This window comes from Streptomyces clavuligerus (assembly GCF_005519465.1).
GTDB classification, from domain to species: Bacteria; Actinomycetota; Actinomycetes; order Streptomycetales; family Streptomycetaceae; genus Streptomyces; species Streptomyces clavuligerus.
In genome coordinates this window covers 1,457,181-1,483,291 of the sequence record NZ_CP027859.1, presented here as the reverse complement: position 1 = coordinate 1,483,291, position 26,111 = coordinate 1,457,181, and the positions used below count along the sequence as shown (strand labels likewise).

Annotated in this window: 17 protein-coding genes; 6 read left to right on the top strand and 11 right to left on the bottom strand. The window is 73.5% G+C overall.

Annotated elements, in window-relative coordinates:
- Positions 1–263: 263 nt before the first annotated feature.
- A complete protein-coding gene (locus CRV15_RS34515) occupies positions 264–1,622 on the top strand; it encodes a pyridoxal phosphate-dependent decarboxylase family protein (protein ID WP_003963625.1) in 1,359 nt (452 codons plus the stop codon).
- Between the two features lie 29 nt (positions 1,623–1,651).
- Here CRV15_RS34515 and CRV15_RS34510 read toward each other — a convergent pair whose 3' ends face one another.
- Entirely contained in the window at positions 1,652–2,392 is a 741-nt protein-coding gene (locus CRV15_RS34510) for a DJ-1/PfpI family protein (protein ID WP_003963624.1), read from the bottom strand.
- Between the two features lie 230 nt (positions 2,393–2,622).
- Here CRV15_RS34510 and CRV15_RS34505 point away from each other — a divergent pair, with 230 nt between their 5' ends.
- Positions 2,623–3,507 carry a GNAT family N-acetyltransferase gene (locus CRV15_RS34505; protein ID WP_003959093.1) on the top strand — a complete coding sequence of 295 codons (885 nt, stop codon included), beginning with the start codon at positions 2,623–2,625 and terminating at the stop codon, positions 3,505–3,507.
- A 60-nt stretch (positions 3,508–3,567) separates the two neighbouring features.
- On the opposite strand, the gene CRV15_RS34500 is transcribed toward CRV15_RS34505, so the two are convergent.
- A complete protein-coding gene (locus CRV15_RS34500; RefSeq protein WP_003963622.1) occupies positions 3,568–5,448 on the bottom strand; it encodes a hypothetical protein in 1,881 nt (626 codons plus the stop codon).
- Positions 5,449–5,771: 323 nt separating this feature from the next.
- Between CRV15_RS34500 and CRV15_RS34495 the strand changes: the two genes are divergently transcribed.
- The 3 genes from CRV15_RS34495 (at position 5,772) to CRV15_RS34485 (ending at position 7,928) form a co-directional block, all read left to right on the top strand.
- Positions 5,772–6,077 (top strand): hypothetical protein, encoded by a 306-nt coding sequence (locus tag CRV15_RS34495; RefSeq protein WP_230864289.1) that lies wholly within the window; start codon positions 5,772–5,774, stop codon positions 6,075–6,077.
- A gap of 76 nt (positions 6,078–6,153) precedes the next feature.
- A complete protein-coding gene (locus CRV15_RS34490; RefSeq protein WP_003963621.1) occupies positions 6,154–7,131 on the top strand; it encodes a hypothetical protein in 978 nt (325 codons plus the stop codon).
- Between the two features lie 287 nt (positions 7,132–7,418).
- On the top strand, positions 7,419–7,928 hold the full coding sequence (locus tag CRV15_RS34485; RefSeq protein ID WP_009999582.1) for a hypothetical protein: 510 nt from the start codon (positions 7,419–7,421) through the stop codon (positions 7,926–7,928).
- Positions 7,929–8,091: 163 nt separating this feature from the next.
- Here the strand turns inward: CRV15_RS34485 and CRV15_RS34480 are convergent, their stop codons facing one another.
- Positions 8,092–9,318 (bottom strand): serine hydrolase domain-containing protein, encoded by a 1,227-nt coding sequence (locus CRV15_RS34480; RefSeq protein WP_003963620.1) that lies wholly within the window; start codon positions 9,316–9,318, stop codon positions 8,092–8,094.
- Positions 9,319–9,734: 416 nt separating this feature from the next.
- Between CRV15_RS34480 and CRV15_RS34475 the strand changes: the two genes are divergently transcribed.
- The gene (locus tag CRV15_RS34475) at positions 9,735–10,301 is read left to right on the top strand and encodes a DinB family protein (RefSeq protein ID WP_003963619.1); all 567 of its coding nucleotides are present in this window, start codon (positions 9,735–9,737) and stop codon (positions 10,299–10,301) included.
- Here the strand turns inward: CRV15_RS34475 and CRV15_RS34470 are convergent.
- The 8 genes from CRV15_RS34470 to CRV15_RS34435 form a co-directional block, all read right to left on the bottom strand.
- A complete protein-coding gene (locus CRV15_RS34470) occupies positions 10,298–11,080 on the bottom strand; it encodes a thioesterase II family protein (RefSeq protein ID WP_003963618.1) in 783 nt (260 codons plus the stop codon). The two genes, CRV15_RS34475 and CRV15_RS34470, sit on opposite strands and share 4 nt — an antisense overlap.
- A 66-nt stretch (positions 11,081–11,146) precedes the next feature.
- Positions 11,147–12,385, bottom strand: a complete 1,239-nt coding sequence (locus CRV15_RS34465) for a cytochrome P450 (RefSeq protein ID WP_003963617.1) — start codon at positions 12,383–12,385, stop codon at positions 11,147–11,149.
- Complete coding sequence (locus tag CRV15_RS34460) at positions 12,382–15,045, bottom strand: amino acid adenylation domain-containing protein (RefSeq protein WP_003963616.1); 2,664 nt, start codon at positions 15,043–15,045, stop codon at positions 12,382–12,384. Before CRV15_RS34460 ends, CRV15_RS34465 begins: the two co-directional genes overlap by 4 nt.
- Entirely contained in the window at positions 15,042–15,863 is an 822-nt protein-coding gene (locus tag CRV15_RS34455; protein ID WP_009999580.1) for a hypothetical protein, read from the bottom strand. The genes CRV15_RS34460 and CRV15_RS34455 overlap by 4 nt, the downstream gene beginning before the upstream one ends.
- The gene (locus tag CRV15_RS34450; RefSeq protein WP_003963614.1) at positions 15,847–16,251 is read right to left on the bottom strand and encodes a nuclear transport factor 2 family protein; all 405 of its coding nucleotides are present in this window, start codon (positions 16,249–16,251) and stop codon (positions 15,847–15,849) included. Before CRV15_RS34450 ends, CRV15_RS34455 begins: the two co-directional genes overlap by 17 nt.
- On the bottom strand, positions 16,248–19,592 hold the full coding sequence (locus tag CRV15_RS34445; protein WP_003963613.1) for a non-ribosomal peptide synthetase: 3,345 nt from the start codon (positions 19,590–19,592) through the stop codon (positions 16,248–16,250). Before CRV15_RS34445 ends, CRV15_RS34450 begins: the two co-directional genes overlap by 4 nt.
- Positions 19,589–23,869, bottom strand: a complete 4,281-nt coding sequence (locus CRV15_RS34440) for a non-ribosomal peptide synthetase (RefSeq protein ID WP_003963612.1) — start codon at positions 23,867–23,869, stop codon at positions 19,589–19,591. The genes CRV15_RS34445 and CRV15_RS34440 overlap by 4 nt, the downstream gene beginning before the upstream one ends.
- Positions 23,866–25,701 (bottom strand): condensation domain-containing protein, encoded by a 1,836-nt coding sequence (locus CRV15_RS34435; RefSeq protein ID WP_003963611.1) that lies wholly within the window; start codon positions 25,699–25,701, stop codon positions 23,866–23,868. Before CRV15_RS34435 ends, CRV15_RS34440 begins: the two co-directional genes overlap by 4 nt.
- Positions 25,702–26,111 lie beyond the last annotated feature (410 nt).

Below are 26,111 nucleotides of genomic sequence, written 5' to 3'. Positions count from 1 at the left end.
ACAGCGTAGGACCACCGTCCGTGTATCGCGGACGCTGTGTCCACGAATGCGCGATGGACGGGGACGTGCGGCCGTGCGGAAATGGCTGTTGTGCCCATGACGACCAGCTTCCGGCCGGTCGTCCGCCCCGGGGCCGGGTGCCTCGCCGCGCCCGGCCCGCAGCGGTACCCGCCGGGCCGGCGGCGCCTCCCCGGCGCGGGCGGCACCCCGCCCGCGCGCCCGGGCGCGGGAAACCCGTCGATCGCACTCCTAGAGGACGTCCTGTGCATGAATTCACCCCCGCCGTCGAGCAGACGGTCCGGGAACTGGCCCGTCTGAGCGTGGCACGGCTCGCCTCGGACGTGCCGCTGGGCGGCGCGGCCACCCAGGAACGGCTGGAGTCCGCCGCCGGAGAGACGATCACCGCCGCCGGTCTCGGCGGCGCCCGGGCGATCGAGCTGTGGACCGAGGTACTGGCTCCGGCGTGCCTCACCGTCGACCACCCGCGCTATCTCTCGTTCATCCCGGGGGCCCCGGCGAAGCTGGCGTCCGCGTTCGACATGCTCGTCGGGGTGTCCAACGTGTACGGCGGCTCCTGGCTCGAAGGCGCGGGCGCGGCGTTCGCGGAGAACCAGGCGCTGCGCTGGATCGCCGATCTGGCCGGTCTGCCCGAGGGGGCGGGCGGCACCTTCGTCCAGGGCGGCACCCTGGGCAATCTCTCCGCCCTGGTCGCGGCCCGCGAGACGGCCCGGCGACAGCGCTCCGGCGCACCGGGCCGCTGGGCGGTGTGTGTGTCGGACGAGGCGCACTCCTCCGTCACGCACGCCCTGCGCGTGGTCATGGACGCGGACGTCGTTCTCGTGCCGGGCGACGAGCGCGGCCGGATGACGGGCGGTGCGCTGCGGGCCGTCGTCGACGGGCTCCCGCCCGAGCGGCGGGCGGGAGTCTTCGCGGTCGTCGCCACGGCCGGGTCGACCAACCTCGGTACCGTCGACGACCTCGCCGGGATCGCTGAGGTCGCCCGGGAGAACGGCTGGTGGCTGCATGTGGACGGGGCCTACGGCGGCGCCGGTCTGGCCGCCGGTACCGTCCGCCACCTCTACGACGGCGTCCAGTGGGCCGATTCGTTCATCGTCGACCCCCACAAGTGGCTCTTCGGCCCGTTCGACTCGTGTGCCCTGCTCTACCGCGACCCGGCCCTGGCCCGCGCGGCCCACACCCAGCACGCCGCCTACCTCGAACCCGTCGCGGCCTGCGGCGGGCAGAACCCCTCGGACCACGCGCTCCAACTCACCCGGCGCTCCCGCGGCCTGCCGTTCTGGTTCTCCCTCGCCGTCCACGGGAGCGACGCCTACCGCGACGCCGTCGAGCGGACGCTCGCCACGGCCCGGGCCGGTGCCGAGCTGATCCGGCGCTCGGACCATCTCGATCTCCTCGTCGAACCCGATCTGACCGTGCTCACCTTCGCCCGCCGCGGCTGGGGGGCCGACGACTACGCGCGCTGGAGCGACGGCCTCCTCGCCTCGCGGCAGGCGTTCGTGACCCCGACCGGCCACCGCGGGCGCGCCTGCACCCGGCTCGCGGTCGTCAATCCGGCGACGACCCCGGACGATCTCCGGCTGGTCCTCGACTCGATGCGCTGAGCCGCCGCCTCCCGGGCGGGCCGCCAGGGCTACGACCGGGTCCAGACCGTGCCCCGGGCCTCGTACTCCATCATGGCCTCCACGCCGAGGGCCGCCTCCGGGCCGAGTTCGCGGCGGACGAGCCAGAGGCCCAGCTCCAGTCCGGAGGTGATGCCGCCCGCCGTCACCAGGTCCCCGTCGTCCACGACCCGGGCGTTCTTGAGCACACCGCCCTGGCGTTCCAGGTCGGCGCGGGCCCGGTGGTGCGTGGTGCAGGGGCGGTTCCGGGTGAGGCCGGCGGCCGAGCAGAGCAGCGCACCGGTGCAGACGGCCCCGATCGTCAGCCCCGGCCGCGCGGCGGCGGCGAGGGCCCGGGGCAGGGTGCCCCGCTCGATCTCCGCCCGGACGCCGGGGCTGTCCGGACGGCCGTAGCCGCCGCCGGGCACCACCAGGATGTCGGCCTCGCCGGGCGCCCAGCGGCCGATCCCGCCGACGGCCGTCCCGTAGGCGCCGGTGATCCCCGGGGTCCGGGTGGCGGAGACGTACCGCACCTCCACCGGCCGCGCGGTGAAGAACCGCGCCGCCGCGAACACCTCGTACGGGGCCGCGAAGTCCAGTTCCTCCACCCCGTCGAACATGACCACCTGCACCCGCAGCGGCCCGCCGCGCTCCCCCGGGTCCGCGCGCTCCGCCGCCCCGGCCGGTGCCGCCGCGGCGGTGCCCGCGAAAGCGCCGACCGCGCCGGTCACGCCGAGTGCGGTGGAGGTACGGAGCAGTTCCCTGCGCTTCATCTCGTTCTCCTGTCACGGGTGCGTGCGTGCATGGATGCAGCGGGCGTACGGGTGGAGCGGGCGTACGGGCGTACGGGTGGAGCAGGTGTACGGGTGGAGCGGGCGTACGGGGGAGAAGTCGGCCGTGCCCCGCGCGGGGTTCCCGGGCCGGACAGAAAAACGGGCCGGGTGTCCGCCGGATCATCACACCGTGATGTGCCCCCGGCCCCACGGGTGAGTGATCATGACGCATGCACTCAGACACCTGGCGTCTCACCGGGAACGCCGACGACTTCCTCGCCCGCGCCTCCGACTTCCTCCACGCCCATCTCGCCGTCCACACCTCGTTGCTGACGGTGACCGACAAGCTGCGGACCCAGGGCCCGGACGCGTACGGCGCCGGGGTCGCCCCCGTCTTCGGCCGGCTGGAGCGGACGGCGGGCGAGGTGCTGGCCACCTTCCACCATCTGCCGGGGCGCCGGGTGAGTCTGGGTGCGCTCCCCCTTGAGCACGCCCGGAGTCTCGCCGACCTGCTGGCGGACCGTGTCCCGGACCTGCTCGGTGTCACCGGGGACCGGCGCGCCGCGACCGCCTTCGCCAAGGCGTGGCAGCGGCGGACAGGCGCGGCGGTGGCTCCCCATGCCCGGCTCCGGCTGTACCGGCTGGGGACGCTCACCCCGCCGGAACCGGTTCCGGCGGGGCGGGGGCGGGCCGTGGGCGAGCGGGACCGTGAGCACCTCATGCGCTGGCTCCGCGCATTCGCCCAGGACGTCGGGGAGGACGTCACCATCACCGCCGAGTCCTGGGCCGGGACGCGCTTCGCCGACAAGCACTACACCTTCTGGGAGACACCGGACGGCACTCCGGTCTCCCTGGCGGGCTCGACCCCGGTGGTCGAGGGTCAGGTACGGGTGGACCCCGTCTTCACTCCGGCCGCTCTGCGCGGACGCGGCTACGCGGGCGCCGTGACGGTCGCGGTGACCCGGGCGGCGCTGGACGCGGGGGCCACGGAGGTCGTCCTGTTCACCGATCCGGAGAACCCCACCAGCAACGCCCTCTATCAGCGGATCGGATACCGTCCGGTCACCGACTTCGCCGTGTACGACTTCGCGTACACCGCGCCGGACGGCGGCTGAGCCTTCGGCGCTGTGTGCGACGGCCGGGGCCCTCGGTGGTCGCGGCCGTGCCGCCGGGGTTCACACCCGGTCGCGGGCGGGCTGCCGTTCGAGACCGCTGGCGCCCATGGCGTCCCGGTCGTTCTCCGCGAGGGAGCCCTGGACGACGACGAGCGCGCAGATCCGGTCGTAGAGGTCCAGGACCTGGCGCAGGGCCGCCGCGTACTCCTGGGCGGCGTCGCGGATGTCGGTGACGGTGGTGGCGGATTCCGCCCGTTGGCGCGGAACCCGGCACAGGTCGAGGGCTTGTCCGTACTCGACCAGCAGATGGGCCGCCATCTCCTTGTGCTGCCTCCGGGCGGTCCGTCCGGGGCGGATGAGGCCGAAGCCCGTGTTGAAGCGTTTGATCGCCTCGGCCAGGCGGTCGTACTGCTCCAGGAATCTCTCGTCGGCCTTCTTCATCCGTTCTCTCATGATCTGCGGATATCTCGCCGAACCGGCCTGCGGCATCTTCGCGTTGTACGCCACGCCGAAGTTGGCCGCGATGTCCAGGACCTCGTGCAGGGTGTGGGCGGCGAAGGTGCTGGTGTGGTCGTACTCGATGCGCCAGAAACTGAAGATCCCCAGGGAGACGGCGTTCAGCTCGTCGGTCGTGGCACCGGCCTCGCGCGCGAGGTGCAGCATCCGTGCCGTCGTGTGCGAGGCCCCCGCCCAGACGGGGATGCGGTGGGCCCTGGCCGTCCGGGTGGAGTCCGCCCGCTCGTTGCGCACGGCCTTGCTGGAGCCGCGATCGGTGCCGACCTTCGCCGTGCCGTCGTCCAACAGGTCCTGTGTGGCGAGGATATTGCGGCCCGACGGGCCCTTCGGCGTCATCTCCAGAACGCCTTCGCCCGCCCGTTCGGGCTCGGGCAGCGCGCGGGTGGTGTCGTCCTTGAAGTACTCGTACAGATCGTGCAGCACGATGATCTTGTCCCTGACGTCGTACCGCGCCGGGTCGTCGAGGACCGCGAGGAAGTCGCCGCGGAACCCGGTGGGGTGCGCGGAGCCCGGGGCGTCGAAGTGGCGCTGGTAGGGGCCGAACTCCGCCGGGCCCTGCTCCGAGTGGGTCCGGGGCGTTCCCTTGCCGGTCTTCAGCTCGTTCAGGGCACGTTCCAGCTCGAAGGCGGTCTTCTTCGTGGAGAACTGCGCGGGGTCCGCTCCCCCGAGCCCGTCGATCCACCCCCGGACCTTCGTCAGCACCGCGTCGAGGTCCGCGGCGACGGTGTCGTCGTTCGCGACCCACCGGGCGTACTCCTTCTCCTCGTGCCTCCCCGGCTTCTGGAGCACCCAGCCGACCAGGGCACGGGCGAGTTCGAGCACGGTGCTGTAGTCGACGTCGTGCTTCTTCCGGCCGAATTTCGGGCTGTGCTTTCCGCCCTTCTCCCCCACCGCCGAGTCGGAGACCCATTTGCGCGTCTGCTCCATGACCGACGGCTGGTTCTTCTTGAACTCCGCCATCAAGGTCCTGTCCCCCGAGCCCCGGACGGCGTCCTGGACCTGCGACCACAGATCGTCGAACGTACGGAGGGGGAGCTCCTGGCGCCCCTCGTCGGGATCGTCGGTGTACCGCGTCCCCCTGAGGGGGTGCCAGGAGGTGACGATCTGCACCAGGCGCTGCACCGGGGGCGACGCGCCGTCCTGCTGCCGCGGTGCGGCGGGGCCCTCGGGCGGCGAGGCGTCCCGAACGGGGGCCCGCCGCACCGGGGCGGCCTGCGCGGTCGGCTGCTCGGGCCGGTGGCCGCAGCCGGGGCCGTGCCGGTCCTGGGCATAGGGGTATCCGGTGAGCTGAAGCAGGCGGACCATCGCCGCGTTCCCGGCGGTCCGCTGGAGGTTCGGGGTGTCCTGCCGGATCAGGGGTTCTCGCGCGGGGGCCTCCCCGTGCCGCCTTTCGGTGGTGGAGGCCGGGCGGTGCTCGTGCGTCATGTGCGGTGCCGCCTTTCGGTCGCAGCGTAAACACCTCACCACACCTGAGCGGCGGTGACGGAGGAAGGCACCGAAGGGCACACGTCGGGGCAGTACGCCCTGCCCTCACACGGATCGGTCCGTGCCGGGCGCCGGGGCGCTCAGCGGCGAACACGGTATCCGAGGGGGCGCGGTCGCGGTACACGGCGTGGCGGCTCCGGGTACATGGCCCATCCACGTATGCGGTTTTCCACGATGCCCCGCGGCGGGCGCGGCAGGAAGGCTTGCCTCTGCAACCACCGGGGTCCGGTCACAGGGGCAGGACCCGTCTCGGAGGGATGACCATGCGACGTACTGGCAGAACGAGGGCGCTCGCCCTCTCCGCTCTTCTCGCCGCGGTTCTCGGCGCCGGCTCCACCGTCACCGCGCACGCCGCGGAGGGCCGTGCCGCGACGGTCACGGCCCGCACGGCGGACACGGCGGACACGGCGGGTGGTGATGCCGGCGCGCTGAGCCGGACCTTCCCCGGCTACTTCACCACCGAGGGGGACGCCCTGCTGATGGGTTTCACGCTGGTCGCCACCTCGAAGGCGGTGGACTACCTCGTCTCGTATGTCATCGACAGGGGATGGCAGCTCATCTACTGGTGACCGGCCGCCGGGGCCCGGCCCCGGGCAGCCGCACGGACACGCGCAGTTCCCCCTTCTTCCCCGAAAGGCGACACCCATGAACCACATCGCCATGAACCACATCGCCATGAACCACCGGGCCGCCCGTCCCTCCCGTACCGGCCCGCTCCGGCACGCGGCCAGGGCGCTGATCGCCACCGCGCTGGTGACGGGAGCGGCAGCCGCGTTCGCCCCCACCGCTCAGGCCGCGCCCACCGCCACAACGCCGGACCGCGCCTCCTCGTCCGCCTCGTCGGCCTCGGCCGCCGCCTCCGGTCCGGTGTCCGCCCGGGCCGCCCGCAGTACGGCCGTGTCCCTGAAGAACTCCACCGGCACGATGCTCTTCCGCTCCTGGACCAACCTGGATCACGGGTGCTGGACCAACGGGCAACTGCCGCCCGAGTCCGTCTCCCGCTGGACCACCCGGTCGTGGCAGAGCGAGTCCTGCGGCATGATGACCGGCACGGAGGGGGAGGCGAAGTACTCCCTCGGTGGCGGCGAGCTGGTCGTCCGCTGGAACAACCCCTACATCGGGAGCAACAGTTACAGCTGTTCCGCCCCCGGCGGCTACCACTGCGGCTGGACCGGCGGCAGCGGCAACAACGCCCAGGTGGCCTTCGAGGTCTGGGCCGCGGGGAAGAGCGCGGGGAAGACAGCCGGGAAGCCCGTCGCGGACGGGCCGGTGAGCGCTCAGGCCGCCCGCAGCACCCGGGTGACCTTCAACAACCACAGCGGCAAGGGACTGCTCAGGAAGAACGCGGCACTCCAGTGGGGCATCTGGAGCGGCAACCAGTTCCCCGGGGAGGACCTCGGTCCCGGGACGTCCACCTCCTGGCAGAGCGAGTCCGACGGCTTCATGACCGGCACCGAGGGGACCGTCACCTATGACATGGTCGGCGTCGGTCCGGTGCGGGTCCACTGGAACAACCCCTACTGGGGGAGCAACAGCTACAGCTGCTCCGCGCCCGGCGGCTACCAGTGCTCCTGGACCGGCGGCAGCGGCAACAACACCGAGGTGAACTTCACCCTGCGCTAGGAAGTGCCGGACCGCTCCCACCGCCCGTGCGTGCGGTCGGGGGCGGTCATCGGCCGGACCGGGGCGGACCGGTCCCGGTGGAGGTCAGCGCCGGGGGGGGTGTCGTCCGCTCCGGCCGGGCTTGTGGGCATCCGGTCGCACAAGTCACTCCAGAGCCAACCAGCAGCCGCCTCATGACCAAAAGTGGTCGTATTGTTATTCCACCGTGATGGCCCTGCCGTCGGTATGTTCGATCTTCATGAGGGCCGCGACTGTCGTGGCCTCGGACTTCTGGAGTTCTTATGCGAATGTCCAAGAAGGTCGTCGCGGTGACCGCCCTGGCCGTCGGCAGTCTGCTCGCGGGCACCGCCTCGGCCTCGGCCGCTGGCGGGAGCGCCGAGGCGGCGCCGTCGTCGTTGACCTGGGTGGGAGAGGCTGTCCCCAGCGACGCCGCGCCCGCCGGGAAGGTCGCCCGCTACCAGGCCGACCCCGAGGCCGGCACGATCACGTTCCTCGGCTTCGGGGAGCCCGAGCCCGAGCCCGAGTTCACCCCGTTCATCGTCGTGAACAACCCGCCCCGGGCCGGGGACTGTGTCCTCGCCCCGACGAGTGTCCCGTACGCCTCCTACGGGTTCCGCGGCGCGGGCACGATCAACGGGACCTGGGCGAACCGGCAGCGGATCACCGCGGGTGTGGAGCGCTGCGCCGGTACCTACCGCGCGCAGAGCGGGGGGCCCGCCTTCAACACGCCCGTCCTCGCGCCGGGCGCCACCATCGTCTTCACCTCTCCCGCCGTCTTCTCGCAGGTGCGCATCTGACGGCTGGTCGAACCCGCTGCGGGACGGGGCGGGCCCGGCCGGGGAGCCGTACCGGCCGGGCCCGCCCCCGGCGTCCGGCGTTCCGGGCACGGTGCGCGGGGCGGCGCGCGGTCCCACCGGGCGGGCCGGGCGCGGGCCGGGAGTTCCCGTGCCGGTGCGGGTGTCAGTCCTCGATGGCCTGGTAGACCGTGGTCCAGAAGTCCTGGGCGAGCCGCGCCGGGTCCGGAACGGACAGGCAGACCTGGGTGAGCAGAATGCCGATGACCCCTTCACGCGGGTCGGCGTAGGCCGTGGTGCCCGTGCCGCCGTCCCAGCCGAACTGGCCGACGGGCGCGTAGTCACCGCGGTAGGTGCGGACCGCCATTCCGAGGCCCCAGCCGCCCTGCTGGCCCTGGCCGAACGATATCTGGACACTGTCGCGGGCCTGGGCGGACCGGACGGCCTCCTGCTCGGCGGTGAGGCAGTTGGTGGTCATGAGCTGGACGGCGGGCCGGGACAGGACCCGTTCCCGTCCGTGCGTCCCCTCGTTGAGCAGCATCCGGAAGTAGGCGTGGTAGTCGTCGACGGTGGAGACCAGCCCACCGCCGCCGCTCTGGAACTCCGGAGGCCGGCTGTACCTGCCGCCCGCCGCCTCGTCCCAGACGATGAACTCCCCGGTCCGCGGGTCGGGGACATAACTGGGCGGCAGCCGGTGGATCTTGTCCTCGGGGACATGGAAAGCGGTGTCCTCCATCCCCAGCGGCTCGAAGACGCGTTCCCGGAGGAACGTCCCGTACGACTGGCCCGTGACCCGCGCGACCAGCACACCCAGCAGGTCGGAGCCGATGTGGTAGGCCCACTGCTGCCCGGGGTGGTACATCAGCGGGAGGGTGCCCAGGCGGCGCATCCACTCGTCCGGCGCGGGCTGCGGCCCGCCCTGGCCCGTGAGTCCCAGCTCCTGGATCGCTCCCTGGATCGGGGTGCCCATCGAGGCCAGATCCATCCCGAGCCCGAAGGTGCAGTTCAGCACGTCCCGTACGGTGATCGGCCGGCGCGCGGGCACCGTGTCGTCCAGCGGGCTGCCGATCTTTCTCAGCACCTGCCGATCGGCGAGTTCGGGCAGCCACGGGGCCACCGGGTCGTCCAGCCGCAGCCTGCACTCGTCGAGGAGGACCATCCCCGCCGCGATCCCGACGGGTTTGGATGTCGAGGCCATCCGGAAGACGGCGTCCCGGCGCATCGGCGCACCGCCGTCGACGCCCATGGTCCCGATCGCCTCGACATGTGTCTCGTCGCCCCGGGCGACCAGGGCGACAAGCCCGGGAATCCGCCCGGAGTCGACGTATCCCGCCAGTACGTCGCGCATCCTGCGCAGCCCCGACGCCGAGAAGCCGCTGTTGCCTTTACCCATCACGCATCTCCGTCATGACCGGCCCACGAGGGGCGGGAGGGGGTTCGCGGAATGCCCGACCGGCATCCCGTCTTCGTTCAGTGATCTCTGAACAACCACGACGCTACATTGCGTTCACCGAATCAGCAAAAGAGTAATCATCTCCGCTGACCAGCAGAAGGACGAACAAGTGGAGTGCATTGCAATGGAATTGGCACTAAACACAAAGGGAAGGCCCGAGGGAGAGTTGCAATGGGTAAGGGTGAACGCATAGGCGCCGACCGGCGCTCCGTTGTCCCGGTGCCCCTCCTGACCGGGTTCCGCTGCCGTCCGGCCGCACGCCTTCGCCCCATAGAGGTCAGGATCTGACCTCTATGGGGCCTAGCGTGGTTCTCGGCCGATGCGGCAGAGGAACGACCGAAGGACGGGACCGAACCATGACGAACAACGAGCCGACCACCGCCCCCGACCCGGCCGAGGGCCCGGGCACCGCCGTCACCGGTGAGCGTGCCGAGTGGCTGGAGAGCCTGGCGGGCGCGCGGCACTTCCTGCGCTTCACCACCCGCGACCTCACCGACGAGCAGGCGCGCGCCCGGACCACCGACAGCGAACTGTGCCTGGGCGGCCTGATCAAGCACGTCACCTCGGTCGAGCGGAACTGGGTGGACTTCATCCGGAACGGTCCCTCGGCGACGAAGGACTTCATGAATCTGACCGAGGCCGACTGGGCCGAGCGGGCGGACGAGTTCCGGCTGCTGCCCGACGAGACGCTGGCAGGTGTGCTGGACGCGTACGCGGACGCGGCCCGCGCGACCGACGAGCTGGTGGCCGCCCTGCCCGACCTGGACCTCGCGTGGCCGCTGCCCAGAGCGCCCTGGTTCGAGCCGGGCGCGCGGTGGTCGGCCCGCCGGGTCCTGATGCACATCGCCACCGAGACCGCTCAGCACGCGGGCCACGCCGACATCATCCGCGAGTCGATCGACGGGGCCAAGAGCATGGGTTAGGCGGCGCCCGGACGGCCTCCGCCCTGCCCTGGCGCGGGGCGGAGGGCACCGGTCAGGAGGGTCAGCAGCTCCGGCGGGGCCTCGATGAACCGGTAGTGGCCGCCGTCCAGCAGGACGAAGTCCGTCGCCCCGCAGGCCGGCCAGCCGGTCATGAGCGACGGCGGGATACCGGTGTCCTCCGTCCAGCCGATCGCGGTGAGGGGGGAGGACAGCCGGACCGGTTCGGCCACGTGGTACCGCTTGTTCATCTCGACATCGTTGCGCAGGACGCCCAGGTAGAGCGCGAGCAGCCCCGGTTCCAGGGTGCCGCCCAGCTCCGCGACGAGTCGGCGCAGCTCGTCGGCCAGCTCCTCGTCGTCCAGTTCGAGGAAGCGCCCGTAGGGGCCGTCCTGGGGCGCCACCTCGGACGAGACGAAGACCCGCGCCGGGGCGGGCGCGCCGAGGGCGGCGAGCCGGACGGCCGTCTCGTACGCCGCCAGCGCGGAGCCGCAGTGCCCGAACAGTCCGTAGGGGCGGTCCAGATGGGGCAGCAGCGCCTCGGCGAGACCGTCGGCCAGCGCCTCGTACGTGGAGTACGCGGGTTCCCGCATCCGGTTCTCCCGGCCGGGAGGCTGAACGGGGCAGATCTCGACGCCGTCGGCCGACTGCGGCCAGTGGCGGTACATGCTGGCGCCGCACCCCGAGTAGGGCAGGCAGAACAGCCGGGCCGCCGCCACCGGGGACGGCTCGCGCAGAAACCATGGGGAACGGGTGGGGGTGCGGGTCGCTGGTGCGTCCACGGAGGGCCTTCCGGAGTGGTTCTCGACGGGTCGGGTGGTGGTGCCGGGGGTGCAGGGTGGGGGCGCCTATCGGGGCTTCGCGGTGAGCGGCAGCCGGGTGAAGCCCGCGATGATGTTCGACCGCATCCGCCGCGGGGGCCCGGCGAGTTCGAAGCCGGTGAACCGGCCGAGCAGCTCCGCGAACAGGGCCCGCAGGGTCGCCCGGGCGACGGTGTGTCCGACGCAGTAGTGGGCGCCGGCGCCGAACGCGATGTGCTTGTTGGGCCTGCGCCGGATGTCGAACGTGTCCGGGTCGGCGAAGACGGACTCGTCCCGGTTGGCCGAGCCCAGCCAGACGACGACCGCCTCCCCCGCCGGGATCAGGGCCCCGCCGATCTCGACCTCGCGGGTGGTGTGGCGCATGAAGTGCTGGGTGGGCGAGGACCAGCGCAGGGCTTCCTCGACACCGCTCGACAGCGCCTCCGGGTGGGCCGCCCAGTCGTCGAGGGCGGCGGTTCCGGCCAGCTCGGCCATCGCCGCGTTCGGGGGCTGCGCGGTGGTGACGGTCGCGCCGAGCAGCAGGCTGTAGCAGTTGGACACGATCTCGCCCGGGGACAGCGGGCGTCCGTCCAGCTCCATCGCGAGCAGTACGCCGATGAGGTCGTCGCCCGGGGAGCGCCGCCGCTGGGTGACGGTGTCCTGGAAGTAGGCGAAGAGTTCGCGGTGGGCGGCCACGAGGGTGGCCTGCGGCCCGGCGGCGAGCTGGTACTCGGGGTCGTCCGCCGCGATGCACGCGTGGGTGAGGCGGGTCAGCCGGGGCCAGTCCTCCTCCGGCAGCGCCATCATCGTTCCGATCACGGCCGTCGGCAGGGCGGCCATGGCGGCGGCGAAGTCGAACACCCCGCCGTCGGCGAGGGGGTCGAGCAGCCGGGTGACCGCGCCGCGGACGGCCTCCCGGTCGTGTGCCACCTCCTTGACGGACAAGGCCTGCTGGAGGGGTGCGCGCAGTCGGCCGTGCCGGGGCGGGTCGGTGACCGCCATCTGGCGCCCGCCCGCGGGGTCGCCCTTGCCGAGGAGGTTGAGCAGGGTGCCGCGTTCGGAGGTGAACGTGTCGTGGTCGCGCAGCACCCGGCAGGCGTCGGCGTGGCGGACGACCGACCAGTACCCGGTGCCGTCCGCCGCCTCCTGCCTGCTCACGGGGGTGTGGCGGCGCAGCCGTCGCCACACCTCGTGGGCCCCGTCGGCCTGGAAGAGGCCGGGGTCGGTCAGGGCGCCCGGCGGGGACGCGGAGACCGGGCATTGCCCGGCCGCGGGGACCGGGGTCACCGGGTGCTCCCCTCTGCCGCCGCCTCCGCCGCCGCGTGCAGCCGGGTGTCGAGGGCCGTGGCCAACTCGGCGACGGTCGGCGACAGGTACAGCGTCTGGGCGGGGACGGCCGTGCCGAACTCGCGCTCGACGGCGGCCAGCAGTTCGGTGGCGAGCAGCGAGTGTCCGCCGAGGTCGAAGAAGTCGTCGTCGGTCCCGACCGGTTCGACGCCGAGCAGTTCGCCCCAGAGTTCGGCCAGCCGCAGCTCGGTCGGGGTACGGGGGGCGGTGAACGCGTTGGGCACGTTCCGCGGCACCCGGGTGGCACCGGGCAGGGCCCGGCGGTCGACCTTGCCGTTGCGGTTCAGCGGCAGTTCGGAGCGGACGAGGATGGCCCAGGGGATCAGATACGCGGGCAGCTCGGCACGCAACTCCCGCCGGAGCCGTCCGCCGAGCCCGAGCACGTCGGACGACATGACGTCGGTGCCCCCTCGCGGACCGCCGCCGGGCAGGTCGGTACCAGTACCGGTGGCACCGCCCGGGGCGGCGGTCCGCTCCTGCGCTGCGACGGACCCGGTACCGGCAAGCAGGACGCCAGCAGCGGCCGTTCCCCCTGCGTCGGCGGACAGGTCCCTGCCGACCGTCCTTTCCCGGGCACCGTCGGGCAGATCCGTACCGGTGCCCCCTCCCCGTGCGTCGCCGGACACATCACCGCCGGTGGCCCTGCCTCTGACGTCGCCGGGCACACCAGCACCGGCAGCCCCTCCCCGAGCGCCGCCGGGGACACCGCCACCGCCGGCCCGGCCCAGGGCACCATCAGGCAGGACCGTGCCGACGGCCCCTCCCGGGGCACTGGCGCCGGGCACACCAGCACCGGCAGCCCCTCCCTCGGCGGCGGGCACACCACCGCCGGTGGCCTCGCCCGGGGCGCCGTCGGGCACGTCGCCGTCGGCGGCTCCTCCCCCAGCACCATCAGGCAGGACCGTGCCGCTGGCCCCACCCGGGGCACTGACTCCGGGCACACCAGCACCGGCAGCCCCTCCTCGGGCACCGACGGACACGCCACCGCCGGTGCCCCCGCCCGGGGCGCCGTCGCGCACGTCGACGTCGGCGGCTCCTCCCCCGGCGTCGGCAGACAGGTCCGTGCCGACGGCCCCTCCCCCGGCACCGGCGGGCACACCACCGCCGGTGGCCCCTCCCGCGGCGGCGAGCTCCACGCCGTCGGGCACGACATACGCGAGGAGTCGGGTGCCACCCGCCGGGTCGGGCTGGGGGAGGACGGCCGCGTGGCGTACCCCGGGCAGTCGTTCCAGCGCGGCCTCGACGGCCTGGGGTTCGGCGCGGTAGCCCTGGACCTTGACCTGTTGGTCGGCGCGTCCGACGAACTCCAGCGTGCCGTCCGGTGTCCACCGGACCAGATCGCCGGTCCGGTACATCCTGGCGCCCGGCTCCGTGCCGGACGGGTCGGGGAGAAACCTTTCGGCGGTGGCGCCGGGGCGGTTCAGATAGCCGCGCGCGAGACCGGCCCCGGCCGCGTACAGCTCGCCGCACTCCCCGGCGGGCACGGGCCTCAGCTCGCTGTCGAGCACGGCGATCCTGGTGCCGCTGATCGGGCCGCCGATCGGCACGCGCTCCCGGTTCGTGAGGGTGTCGCTGGTCCAGCAGGTGGTGTACGTGGTGTTCTCGGTGGGTCCGTAGCCGTTGGTGTACACCAGCCCGGGGTGGAGCGTCAGCAGCCGTTCGACATGGCTCGGCGAGGCCACGTCCCCGCCGGTGAGGACATGGCGCACCCCGGCGAACGCCTCGGGGTGGGAGCCCGCCATCCGGTGGAAGAGCCCGGTGGTCAGCAGCAGCACGGTGACGCCCTCGGCGCGGACCGTCCGCGCCACCTCCGCCAGGGCGATCGTGCCCGGCGGGAAGACGGCCAGTCGGCAGCCGTTGACGAGCGGGGCCCAGATCTCCAGCGTGGACGCGTCGAACGCGACCGGCGCGATGTGGAAGAAGACGTCCCCGGGGCGGACCTCCATCCAGTCCGCGCCCCGCACCAGGCGGTCGACGGCCCGGTGCGGCACGGCGACGCCCTTGGGTTCGCCGGTGGAGCCCGAGGTGTAGCTGACATAGGCGAGCCGGTCGGGGCCGGGCCCGGGCGCCGGGGAGGCGCGGACGGGCCGCACGACGGGTACGGGGCCCTCCTCCCCCACGGCGGCGACGCCGTCCGGCACCCGTTCCCGCAGCGCCTCCTCGGTGATCACCATGCCGACGCCCGCGTCCCCGAGCAGCAGTTCGTGCCGGGCGGGCGGGTCCTCGGGGTCGAGCCCGAGGTAGGCGCCGCCCGCGGTGAGGACGGCGAGGAGGGCCACGACCAGCTCCGGCGAGCGCCGGACGAGAACGCCGACGACCTCCTCCGGGCGCAGCCCGGCGTCCCGCAGCCGCCGGGCGAGCCGGTCCGCGCGGTCGACGAGCTGCCGGTAGCTGAGGGTCTGCCCGCCGCAGCTCACGGCGGGCGCGTCCGGGGCCCGTTCCGCCTGCTCGGCGACCAGCTCATGGATGCTCCGCGCGTCGAACGGCGGCAGGCCGCTGCCGCTGAAGCCAGGGACGCCCCGGAAGCCCGGAATGCCGGTGGGGCCCGGGGTACCGGTCGGGCCCTGGCTTTCGTCGCTGGTGAGGACCGTGCTGGTCAACTGCTTCCCACTTTCCTGTGCTGAAGAGGTGTCGCTGTCGTCAAACGCACCCAGGTCGCGGTGGCGCGGCCGAGTTCCGTCCCGTCGGCGCGGAAGAGCGCGGTGACGCAGGTGAGGGTCCGTCCGTCGCCGGGTGTCCCGCGGCCGGTCAGGACGACGGTCTCGCCGATCCGGGGGCGCTCCGTGATCCGGGCGGCCATCCGGCCGAGGACCAGCGGGCTCCGCGACGGGTCGAGCGTCCAGCCGCCGGGGCAGTCCAGTGCGGCCCACACCAGCTCGGCGGCGGCGGTTCCGGTGCCGTCGTCGCAGTCGGCGCCCGGGGTCCACAGGCACGCGACCCGGCTGTCCGGGCCGCCGGGGACCGGCCCCGGGGCGAGCCGCAGACCGTCGGGGCGGGCGGGGCCGCACACGAAGCAGCCGGGGAACGGGTGGTGGCGGTGTCCGCCGTACGCGGACATGGCGCGCTCGGCGAGGGACGGCGGAACGAAGTCCACCGTGTCCGCGACCGGCGGCTGCGGGGAGGCGGTCGCGACGAGGTGTTCCCCGTGCCAGACGTGGACCCGGCGACCGGCCCCGGTCAGCGTGAGGTCGGTCGCCAGCGGCGGCGGGGCGTGGAGCTGGACCGCGAGGTCGCCCTCCGGCTCCCGGGCCGTTTCCCGGAGCGTTTCCAGGGCCCGGCGGGCCCGTTCCGCGACGAGTCCCGAGACATAGCCGCCGTTGGCGCTGTCCGGCGGGCCGTTGTGGCGGCGGGCGACCCGGATCGTTCCGAGGGCGGGACGGTCGGCAAAGGCGTGCACGGGCTCAGACGGCGGGGACATGGAAGAAGGTGTCCCGGGCCGCGATGCTGCCGTGCGGCGTCATCCGGAAGAAGTCCGCGAACCGCAGCTCGACCTCGTCGCCGTCGTGCAGGACCCCCCGGAACACCCCGTGGACGGCGATCTCGTCCCCGGAGGCGACCACGGTGGTCAGGGTGTGGACCCCGCTGCGGATCACGCGCCGGTCGAGGTAGAAGCGTTCCAGTTCGGCGTGTCCGACGATCGGCCGGTAGCCGGGCCGGTGGTAGCGGGCGTCCGGGGCGAAGAGGGCGACCAGCGCGGACACCTCTCCGGCGTCGACGAGTTGGTAGTAGCGGCGGACCCGGGAGACGCCCGGTTCCGCCGTCGCCGGGGAGTCCCCGTCCCCGGGGCGGGGAACGGTGTGGATCATGGCGAGACACTCCCTGTGTTCGATGTCGGTGCTGTGGTGCGGCGGGGGATGCCCGGTTCCGCGGGGGCGGCCGGGGCGGCGTCGAGCGCCGCGGCGAGACCGGCCGGGGTGGGGGTCTGGAAGAGCGCGCCCAGGGTGAGTTCACGGCCGAGCCGCACCCGTACCCGGTTGATCAGCCGGGTGGCGAGGAGGGATGTGCCGCCGAGCGCGAAGAAACCGTCGTCGGTGCCCACGGACGGCAGGCCGAGCACCTCGGCGAAGAGCGCGCACACGGCCCGCTCCGCCGGGGTGGCGCGGCCCGGATCGGACGGTGCCGCCCCGGGGGCGGTGTCGGGGACGGGCAGCGCAGCCCGGTCGATCTTCCCCCGGCCGGTCAGGGGAAAGCGGTCGAGGACGACGAACGCCGAGGGCACCATGTAGTCGGGGAGCGCCGCCGCGACATGCTCACGCAGCGGGGCCGGGCCGGGTTCCGTGCCCGTCACGGGCACGACATGGGCGATCAGCCGGGCGGTCCCGGCGGGGTCCCGGACGACGGTCACGGTCGCCTGGGCGACCTCGGGGTGCGCGGCGAGCACTGTTTCGATCTCGCCAGGTTCGATGCGGAAGCCGTGCAGTTTGACCTGGTCGTCGACCCGGCCGACGAACTCCAGTTCGCCGTCGGGGTTCCGGCGCACGACATCGCCGGTGCGGTACATCCGTTCCCCCGGGCCGCCGAACGGGCACGGCACGAACCGCCGGGCGGTGCGCACCGGGTCGCCGAGATAGCCCCGGGCCACCCCGGCGCCCGCGATGTACAGTTCGCCCGCTGTCCCCGGCGGCACCGGTGACAGCGTCCGGTCCAGGATGTACACCCGCCGGTTGTCCATGGGGCGGCCGATGGGCACGGTGCCGGGGACGGCCCGGTCCGGGCGCAGCACATGGCGGGTGGTGAACGTGGCGCTCTCGGTCGGTCCGTACCCGGCGATCACCGCGGTGTCGGGGCAGTGGTCGAGCACCCGGCGCACGGCGGCGGGCGGGACGACGTCGCCGCCGGTCCACACCTGCGCGAGGCCGGTCAGGGCGCCGGGGTCCTCCTCGGCGACGACGCGGAAGAGTCCGGCGGTCAGCCATACGGTGTCGACCCGGTGTCCGGTGAGGAGACGGCGGTAGGCCGCGAGGTCGAGATCGCCCGGCGGGGCGATGACCACCTGGCCCCCGTTGAGGAGCGGGACCCACCATTCGAGGGTGGAGGCGTCGAAGGCGTGCGGGGAGTGGGCGAGCATGCGCGGGCCGCCGCCGGTCGCCGTGGAGCCGCCCGGACCGGGGACGTCCGGACCGGGGGCATCCGCCCGGGGGCCGCTCCCGCTCTCCTGCCAGCACCGCTGCGCGGTCAGGCTCAGGACGTTGCGATGGCTCAGGGCCACGCCCTTGGGGGTGCCGGTGGACCCCGAGGTGTACAGGACACAGGCCAACTGGTCCGGGTGCACGGGTACGGCGGGGTCACCCGCTACCGGGTGCGCCTCCGCCTCCGCGTCCGCCTCCGGGTACGCGTCCGCGTCCGCGTCCGCGTCGACCATGAGGGTCGGGACGGCGGTCCCGGCGGCGAGTCCGTGGTCCCGGGTGGCCCGGTGGGTGAGCAGCGCCGCCGCCCCCGTCCGCTCCAGGACGAGGCGGAGCCGGGCCGCGGGGGACCGGGTGTCCAGCGGCACATAGGCGCCGCCCGCCTTGCTGATCGCCAGGACCGACACCACCACGTCGATCGAGCGTTCCATGAGGACGGCCACCGTGCTCTCGGCACGGACGCCGAGGGCGATCAGCCGATGGGCCAGCCGGTTGGCGCGGGCGTCGAGTTCGGCGTAGGTCAGCGCGGTGTCGCCGAGGACGACGGCGGTCGCGCCGGGGGTGCGGGCCGCGCGGGACGCGAAGACCCGGGGCAGGGTCGTCGGCGGCAGGGGGTGCTCGGTGCGGTTCTCCGCGACGAGGGTCCGGTGCCGCTCCTCCCGGGTGAGGATGTCGGTCGCGCCGAGCGGCCGGTCCGGTTCCGCTCCGGCGGTGTCCAGGAAGCGCAGGAAGCGCTCGTGGTGGGCGGCGAGTTCGGCGTCGGTGTAGAGCGCCGGGTTCGCGTCGAGGTCGAAGCGGACCGGGGTGCCGTCGGACCGGTCGTAGACGGAGAACGAGAGGTCCTCGACGGGCCCGTTGGACAGGTTGTGCGCGGTGGCGGGCACGCCCGCGAACTCCAGTCGGCAGTAGAACGACATGATGTTGGCGACGGGGCCCGGCAGCAGCCGTTCCGGCCGGTCCTCGCCCTGCCGTCGGCGCAGTTCCTCGGTGCGGTGGCGCTGGTGCGGGCGGAGGGCGTCGATCTCGGCGGCGGTCTGCCGGACGAGCGCGGACAGACCGAGGGCGGGGTCCACCCGCAGCCGCAGCGGCAGCACGTTCGCCACCATGCCGGGGACGGTCCGGCCCGAGGCCCCGGCCGGTCCGGCGGGCCCCGCGAGGCCGGTGGCCCGGCCGGTCACCGGCATGCCGAGGACGAGGTCCCGTTCGCCGCTGACGCGGTGCAGATATCCGGCGATCGTCGCGATCATGGCGGTGGGCCAGCCCGTTCCGGCCCCGTGCCCGGTACGGCGCAGCGCCGCCAGGGCGGGTGCCGTGAGGACGCCCGTCCGGCGCAGGAACTCCCCCGACGCCGGGGCCGACCGGGTGGCGAGGCTGACCGGGTCGGGCCGGTCGGCGAGGCGGGCCGCCCAGAACTCCCGGTCCCGTTCACGCTGCTCCGACGCGTGGTAGGCGGCGTCCTCCGCGAGCAGCAGGCCCAGCGGGCCGAAGGCGGGCCCGCCGGGGTCGCGGCCCTCGGCCAGCCGGGTGTAGACCTTGGCCACCCGGCGGGCGACGAGCGACATGCTGAATCCGTCGACGACGATGTGGTGCACCCGGTTGTACCAGAGGTGGTGGTCCGGTCCGATCCGGAACAGGGCCTGGCGCAGCAGCGGGCCACGGACGAGGTCGACCGGGGTGGACAGGTCGGCGCGCATCCACTCCAGGGCGGCTCCCCGGGGGTCGGGGGCGGAGCTGAGGTCGGCCCGGTGCAGTACCGGTGGAAGGGGCGTGACGACGGTCTGCCGGGGACCTGCGGGGCCCGTGGTGAGCCGGACGCGCAGCGATTCGGTCTCGTCCACGACCTGTCGCAGGGCCCGTTCGAACAGCTCCCCGTCGACCGGTCCGGGGATGTCCACGTATTCGGCGGTGTTGTAGGCGGGGCTGTCCGGGCGCAGTTGGTGGGCGAACCAGATGCCGGACTGCGCCGACGACAGCGGGAGTTCGGGTCCGGGGACCGGCGTCCCGTGTGCGGGGCCGCTCATGCCAGGTCCTCCAGGGCCGCCGACAGGGCGGCGGCGAAGGCCGTGACATGCGGCGGTGTCAGCATGTCGTGGTGGTTGCCGGGTACCTCGACCACGGTCAGGTCTCCCTCGGTGTGTTCCTGCCACCGCTCCGGGACCACCAGCGGGTTGGTGCGGGTGGGATGGGTCGCGGTGCTGGTGAACAGGTGGATCGGGGTGCGGATCGGGGCCGGGGGGCGGTAGCGGGTGACCGCTTCGCCGTTGGCGGCGAGGACGCGTGCCATGCGCCGTGTCTGTGCGGTGCGGACGCGTTCGGGAAGCGGCCGGTCGCCGTACACGTCCCGGAGCAGCAGTTCGACGAGTTCGCCGGGGTCTCCTTCGGCGGGTCCGGCCGTCGGAGCGGGCCCGGGTGTCGAAGCAGGGCCGGGTGTCGGACCGGGCCTGGCCGTCGGACCGGGCGCCGCCATGTCGATGATCCCGAGGAACGCCGGAGGGTGGCCCTCCTGCTCCAGGAGCCGGGCCAGCTCGAAGGCGACCAGGCCGCCGAAGGACCAGCCCGCCAGCAGATACGGGCCGTCGGGGAGGGTGTCCCGCAGCTCCCGCAGGGCGTGCCGGGCCTGCTCCTCGACGGTGGTCAGGGGCTGTTCGTCGGTGGAGTAGCCGACGGCCTCGACACCGTGGACGGGGCGTCCGCCGGTGCCGAGCGGTCCGGCCAGGTCGAGGTAGCAGGACACATCGCCGGTCTGCGGATGCACCAGGATCAGCGGTGCCCGGTCCGGTCCGCCCGCCGCCAGCGGAACGACGCGGCGGCGCAGGACGGCCGGTGCGGTGGGCAGCTCCTCGCACAGGCCCTCGACGGTGGGATGGCGGAAGAGGAGGTGGAGCGGCGCGGTGACGCCCAGCTCCCGGCGGACCGCCTCCATCAGCTCGACCGCCCGGAGCGAATGCCCGCCCAGGTCGAAGAAGTTGTCCTGGGCACCGACCCGGGGGAGGTCCAGGACCCGCTGCCAGATCGCGGCCATCCGCAGCTCCAGCGGCTCCCGGGCGGGCCGTGCGTCCGCGCCGGGGACGGGGCGGACGGGCTCGGGCAGGGCCGCGCGGTCCACCTTTCCGTTCGGGGTCAACGGAATGCGTCCGAGGGCGGTCAGGGTCACGGGGACCATGTGGTCGGGCAGGGTGTCGTGCAGGGAGCGCCGCAGCTCCGCCAGGGCGGCGGGGCGGTCCGGGCCGCCCGGCCGGTCCGGGCCGCCGAGCGCGTCCGGGCCGCCGGGAGGGTCCTGCCACACCACATAGCCGGCGAGTTCGGCACCGGTGCCGCTGCCCCGTACCGTCACCGCCGCCCGGTCGACACCGGGCCGCGCGGCGAGCGCCGCCTCGATCTCGCCGAGTTCGACGCGGTAGCCCCGTATCTTCACCTGCTCGTCGGTCCGGCCGAGGAAGACGAGTGTGCCGTCGGGCAGATACCGCGCCAGGTCACCGGTCCGGTAGAGCCGGTCGCCGTGGCCGAACGGGTCGGGGACGAACCGCTCGGCGGTCAGCCCGGGGCGGCCCGCGTAGCCACGGGTGACCCCGGCTCCCCCGATGTGGATCTCTCCGGGGACGCCCGCCGGGACGGGGGCCCCGTGCCGGTCCAGCAGATGGATCCGCAGATGGCCGAGGGGGCGGCCGATGGGTACCGACCCGCCCGGCCGGTCCAGGTCACGTTCGGGGTCCACCCGGTGGGTGACACAGCCGACGGACGCCTCCGTGGGGCCGTACCCGTTCCACAGTGTGGAGACCACACCGAGCAGCCGCTCCGCGAGCTGCGGCTGAAGCGCCTCCCCCACGCAGATCGCCTGGAACCGGCCGCCCCGCCAGCCGCTGTCCAGCAGCAGATGCCAGGTGGCGGGGGTGGCCATGAGGGTGGTGACGCCGAACGCGCGCATCATCTCCGCGAGCCGGGGCCCGTCGACGGCGACCTCCGAGGGGGCGATCACCACGCTCGCGCCCCAGGCCAGGGGCATGAACACCTGGGGGACGAGGACATCGAAGGAGATCGAGGCCACCGAGGCGACGACATCGGACCCGTCGAGGCCGAGCTGTCTGCCACGGACGACCAGATAGTTGACGACGCCCGCGTGCGGGACCAAGACAGCCTTGGGGCGCCCGGTGGAGCCGGAGGTGTAGATCGCGTACGCGAGCCCGGCGGGGTGCGCGAGGGCGGGAAGGGGCTCGTCCGACCGGGTGGCGACGAGGTCCGCCTCACGGTCCAGCCAGACGGTGGTGACACCGGTCGCCGGGGCCGTCGTGGCCTCGTGCGCGGCCGTGTCGTCCGGGATCGTCCCAGTCACCACGTCCGTCACTGTGTCCGCCGCCGGGTCCGCCGCCGTCCCGGTCGCCGTGGGCAGCCGGTCGGCCAAGGAGCGCAGGGTGAGCAGCAGCGGTGCCCGCGCGTCGGAGAGCATGAACGACAGCCGCCGAACGGGCAGGTCCGGGTCGAGCGGCAGATACGCGGCGCCGGACTTGAGGACCGCCAGCAGGGCGACGACCAGCTCCGTCGAGCGCGGCAGACAGACGCCGACCAGGCGTTCGGGGCCCGCTCCGCGCTCCCGCAGATACCGGGCCAGCCGGTTGGCCCTCCGGTCCAGCTCCCGATAGGTGAGGTGCTGCCCGTCGCAGTGGACCGCCGTCGCGTCGGGGGTCAGCCGGGCCTGCCGCTCGATCAGTTCGTGCAGACACAGGTCGGAGGGGACGGGCCCGTCGGTGGTCCCGGCCGCCGCCAGCAGCAGTTCGGCCCGCTCGGCCTCGGTGAGCAGGTCCAGACGGGAGACGGGGCGGTCCGGGTCGTCCGCCGCGCTCCGCAGCAGACGCAGATAGTGCCCGGCCAGCCGCCGCGCGGTCGCGCGGTCGAACAGGTCGGTGTCGAAGGCCAGCGTGCCGGTGGTGCCGGTGGGCCGCTCGGCCGTGACCAGGCTGAGGCTCACCTTGGAGGTGCCGTTGTCGACGTCGACCTGCTCGGCCGCCACCCCCGGCAGCCTCGGCACGGCGCCGCCGCCGGACATATGCGCGAACAGCACCTGGAACAGCGGATTGCGGTCGAGTCCGCGTTCCGGCCGCACCTGGCGCACCACCCGTTCGAACGGCACCTCCTGGTGCGCGTAGGCGTCCACGGCGGTGTGGCGGACCCGGCCGAGCAGTTCGCCGAAGCCGGGGTCGCCCGTCAGGTCGGTCCGGATGACGACGGTGTTGATGAACGCGCCCACCAGCGGGTCCAGCTCCGGGCGGGTCCGTCCGGCGACGGGGGTGCCGACCGCGATGTCGCTCTGTCCGCTCCAGCGGGCGAGCAGGGTCTGGAACGCGGCGAGATAGGTCATGAACGGGGTGGCGCCGTGCCGATGCCCGAGCTGTCGCAACCGTTCGGCCAGGTCGTCGGGGATCGTGAAGGTGATCCGCGCGCCCCGGCCCGAGTGCGCCGGGCCACGGGGGCGGTCGGTCGGCAGGTCCACGGGGGTCAGACCGGAGAGACGTTCGCTCCAGTGGTCCAGCTCGCGCCGCAGCCGGTCGCCGGTGAGCCGGTCGCGCTGCCAGTGGGCGAAGTCGGCGTACTGGAGCGCGGGCGCGGGCAGTCCGTGGTCCCGGCCCTCCAGCCTGCTCCGGTAGACCGTCGACAGCTCGTCCCACAGCAGGGGCAGCGACCAGCCGTCGACCGCGATGTGGTGGGCGACCACCACCAGGAAGCAGTCGTCGGCGCCGACGCGGATCAGCGAGGCGCGCAGCAGCGGGGCGCGGCTCAGGTCGAACGGGCGCCGGATCTCGGTCCTGATCAGGTCAAGGGCGCGTGCCGTTCTCCGTTCGGCCGGTTCGGCGCGAAGGTCCGTCACGGCGGGTTCGAGCGGGCGGGCGGGGGCGACCTCGGGGCAGGGCCGTCCGTCCCGTTCGGGGAAGACGGTGCGCAGCACCTCGTGCCGTCGGATCAGCTCGGAGAGGCCGTGGCCGAGGGCGGGCAGGTCCAGCGGGCCGCGCAGCCGGAAGACCTCGTGGACGTTGTAGAGCGCGGGCTCGTCCGCGAGACGCCCGGCCAGCCACATGCGTTCCTGGGTGAACGAGGCCAGGGGCGCGCCCCCGGGGCGGGGCGGGATCGCGGGGTCCGGGGTGGCGCCCGCCGTGTTTCTGCGGGCGGCGCGGACGCGTTCGGCGAGGAGGGCCCGCGCGGCGTCGGGGACGGAGCCGGGGGCGGAGCCGGAGCCGGGGGCGAGGGCGGAGTCGGGGGCGGTGTCGCCCGCTGTGTCCGGCCGGGGCCGGCCGGTGTGTGCCGTCATGACAGCCGGTCCTTTCCGGCGGGAGACGGTCCCGTCGCGGGGGTGGTGTGGCCGAGGTCCTTCAGCAGTTCCACCTCGACGGCCTGGGCGAGTTCCGCGACGGTGGGGTGGTAGAAGAGCAGGGCCACCGGGAGTTCCAGGCCGAGTGCGCGGCTGAGGCGGGACATGGCCTTCGAGGCGAGCAGGGAGTGGCCGCCGAGTTGGAAGAAGTCGCTGTGGACGCCGTCGGGGGCGAAGCCGTCCGCACGGCCCGGGACTGCGGCCTCCGATCCGGTGTCCGATCCGGCGGCCTCCGGGGCCGCGGCGCCCGGTCCGGCGGCCTCCGACGCGGCGGTGAACACCTCGTTCCAGATCTCCAGGACGAGCAGTTCGGTCTCGGTGGCGGGGCGGGCGGCGCACTCGCCGCTCCGTACGGACGGCCCCCCGGTGACGGGCCGCCGGTCGGAGGCGATGGACGGGGCGGAGGCGGCGGACGGGGCCGTCCGGGGCCCGAGGGCCGGCCGCCAGGCCGAGATCGGCCGCTCGGGGCTGCCGACGAGCCGGCCCAGAAGCGTCCGGTACTCCTCGGCGAGCCGCCGTACCGTCTCGTGCTCAAAGAGGTCGGTGGCATAGCGGACGACGCCGGTGAAGCGGTCGCCGTGGTCCGTCAGGGAGACCTCGATGTCGAACTTGACGACGGTGTGCGGAACCGGATGGGCCCGCGCGTCGAGCCCCGGCAGCCCGGTCGGGACGGCGGGCTCCTCGTCGAGCTGGAACATGACGGTGAACAGCGGGTGCCGGCCGAGGTCGCGCTCCGGCCGCACCTCCTCCACCAGCCGCTCGAAGGGGATGTCCTGGTGGGCGTAGGCGTCCACGGCGCATTGGCGCACCCGGGCCAGCACCTCGGTGAAGGCGGGGTCGCCCGACAGGTCGGGGTGGAGCACGAGCGTGTTGACGAAGAAGCCGATGAGCGGCTCGACCTCGATCCGGGTCCGCCCGGAGATCGGTGTGCCCACCGGTGTCCCGGGGCTGCCGGAGACGTGCGCGAGCAGCACCTGGAAGGCCGCGAGCAGGGTGATGAACGGGGTCACCTCATGGGTGCGCCCCAGCGCCCGGACCCCGTCCGCCACCTCCCCGGGCAGCTCGAACGTGGTCCGGTCGCCCCGGCCCGACCACACGGCGGGGCGGGGCCGGTCCGGGGGGAACTCCGCCTCGCCGCGCCCGGTGAGCCGTTCCCGCCAGTGGGCGAGCTGGGCTTCGAGCAGCGGCCCGGTCCCGGAGCTGTGCTGCCAGGAGGCGAAATCCGCGTACTGGACCGGCAGTTCCGGCAGTGCGGCGGCCCGGCCCGCGAGGGCGGCACGGTAACCGGCGGCGAACTCCTCCCACAGCACCGGCAGCGACCAGCCGTCGGCGGCGATGTGATGGATCACCAGCAGAAGGAGATGGTCGTCCGGGCCGATCGCGATCAGCCGGGCGCGCAGCATGGGCGCGGTGCCGAGGTCGAACGGGGCCGCCATGTCGGCGGCCACGAGTTCCTCGGCCCGTTCCAGGGCCCGTCCGGCCGGGAGGTGCGTGAGATCGGTGGTGACCGGGACGAAGCAGGTGACGGGCTCCAGGACCTGGCACGGGGTGTCGTCGACGACGACGATCCTGCTGCGCAGGACCTCGTGCCGCCGGACCACGCCGGTCAGTGCCGCCCGCAGGGCCCGAGGGTCCAGGGGACCCCGCAGCCGGATCGCGGCCGGGACGTTGTGGTCGGGCCGGCCCGGGCGCAAACGGTCGAGGAACCAGAGCCGTTGCTGGGCGAAGGACAGCATTGCCGGGGTGTCCACGGGCCGGTCAGGGCCAGACATGATGGATTTCACCTTTCACGGCGGTGAGAAAAGTCGGAGCGGTGGCAAAAGCACTCACCGATTCAACTTCCCCGTTGAACAGTACGGCGGATGCTAGATCAATCCGATCCCGCTCGGCAAGATCGAGTTCCGGGATCGGTGCATTGGGAAATCAGCTATGGCACTGCGACTGGTTCCATGGTTAGCATCACCCGGCGGACGGCCGGAGTGCCTGGCCGTACATCATGCTGTCGGTGTGTGATCCGCCCTGGTAGAGGGCCGGATGTCAGGATTCCGACAGGATTCCCCCGGGGGTCTTGGAGACCGGGGAGCCCGATATGCGACAGTACGGAAAAGGTGGAACTCGGACACTTCCCGACATGACTGCACGGCCATTGCCTATTACTGCGAGGGGGGCGGAGTGGTTTTCT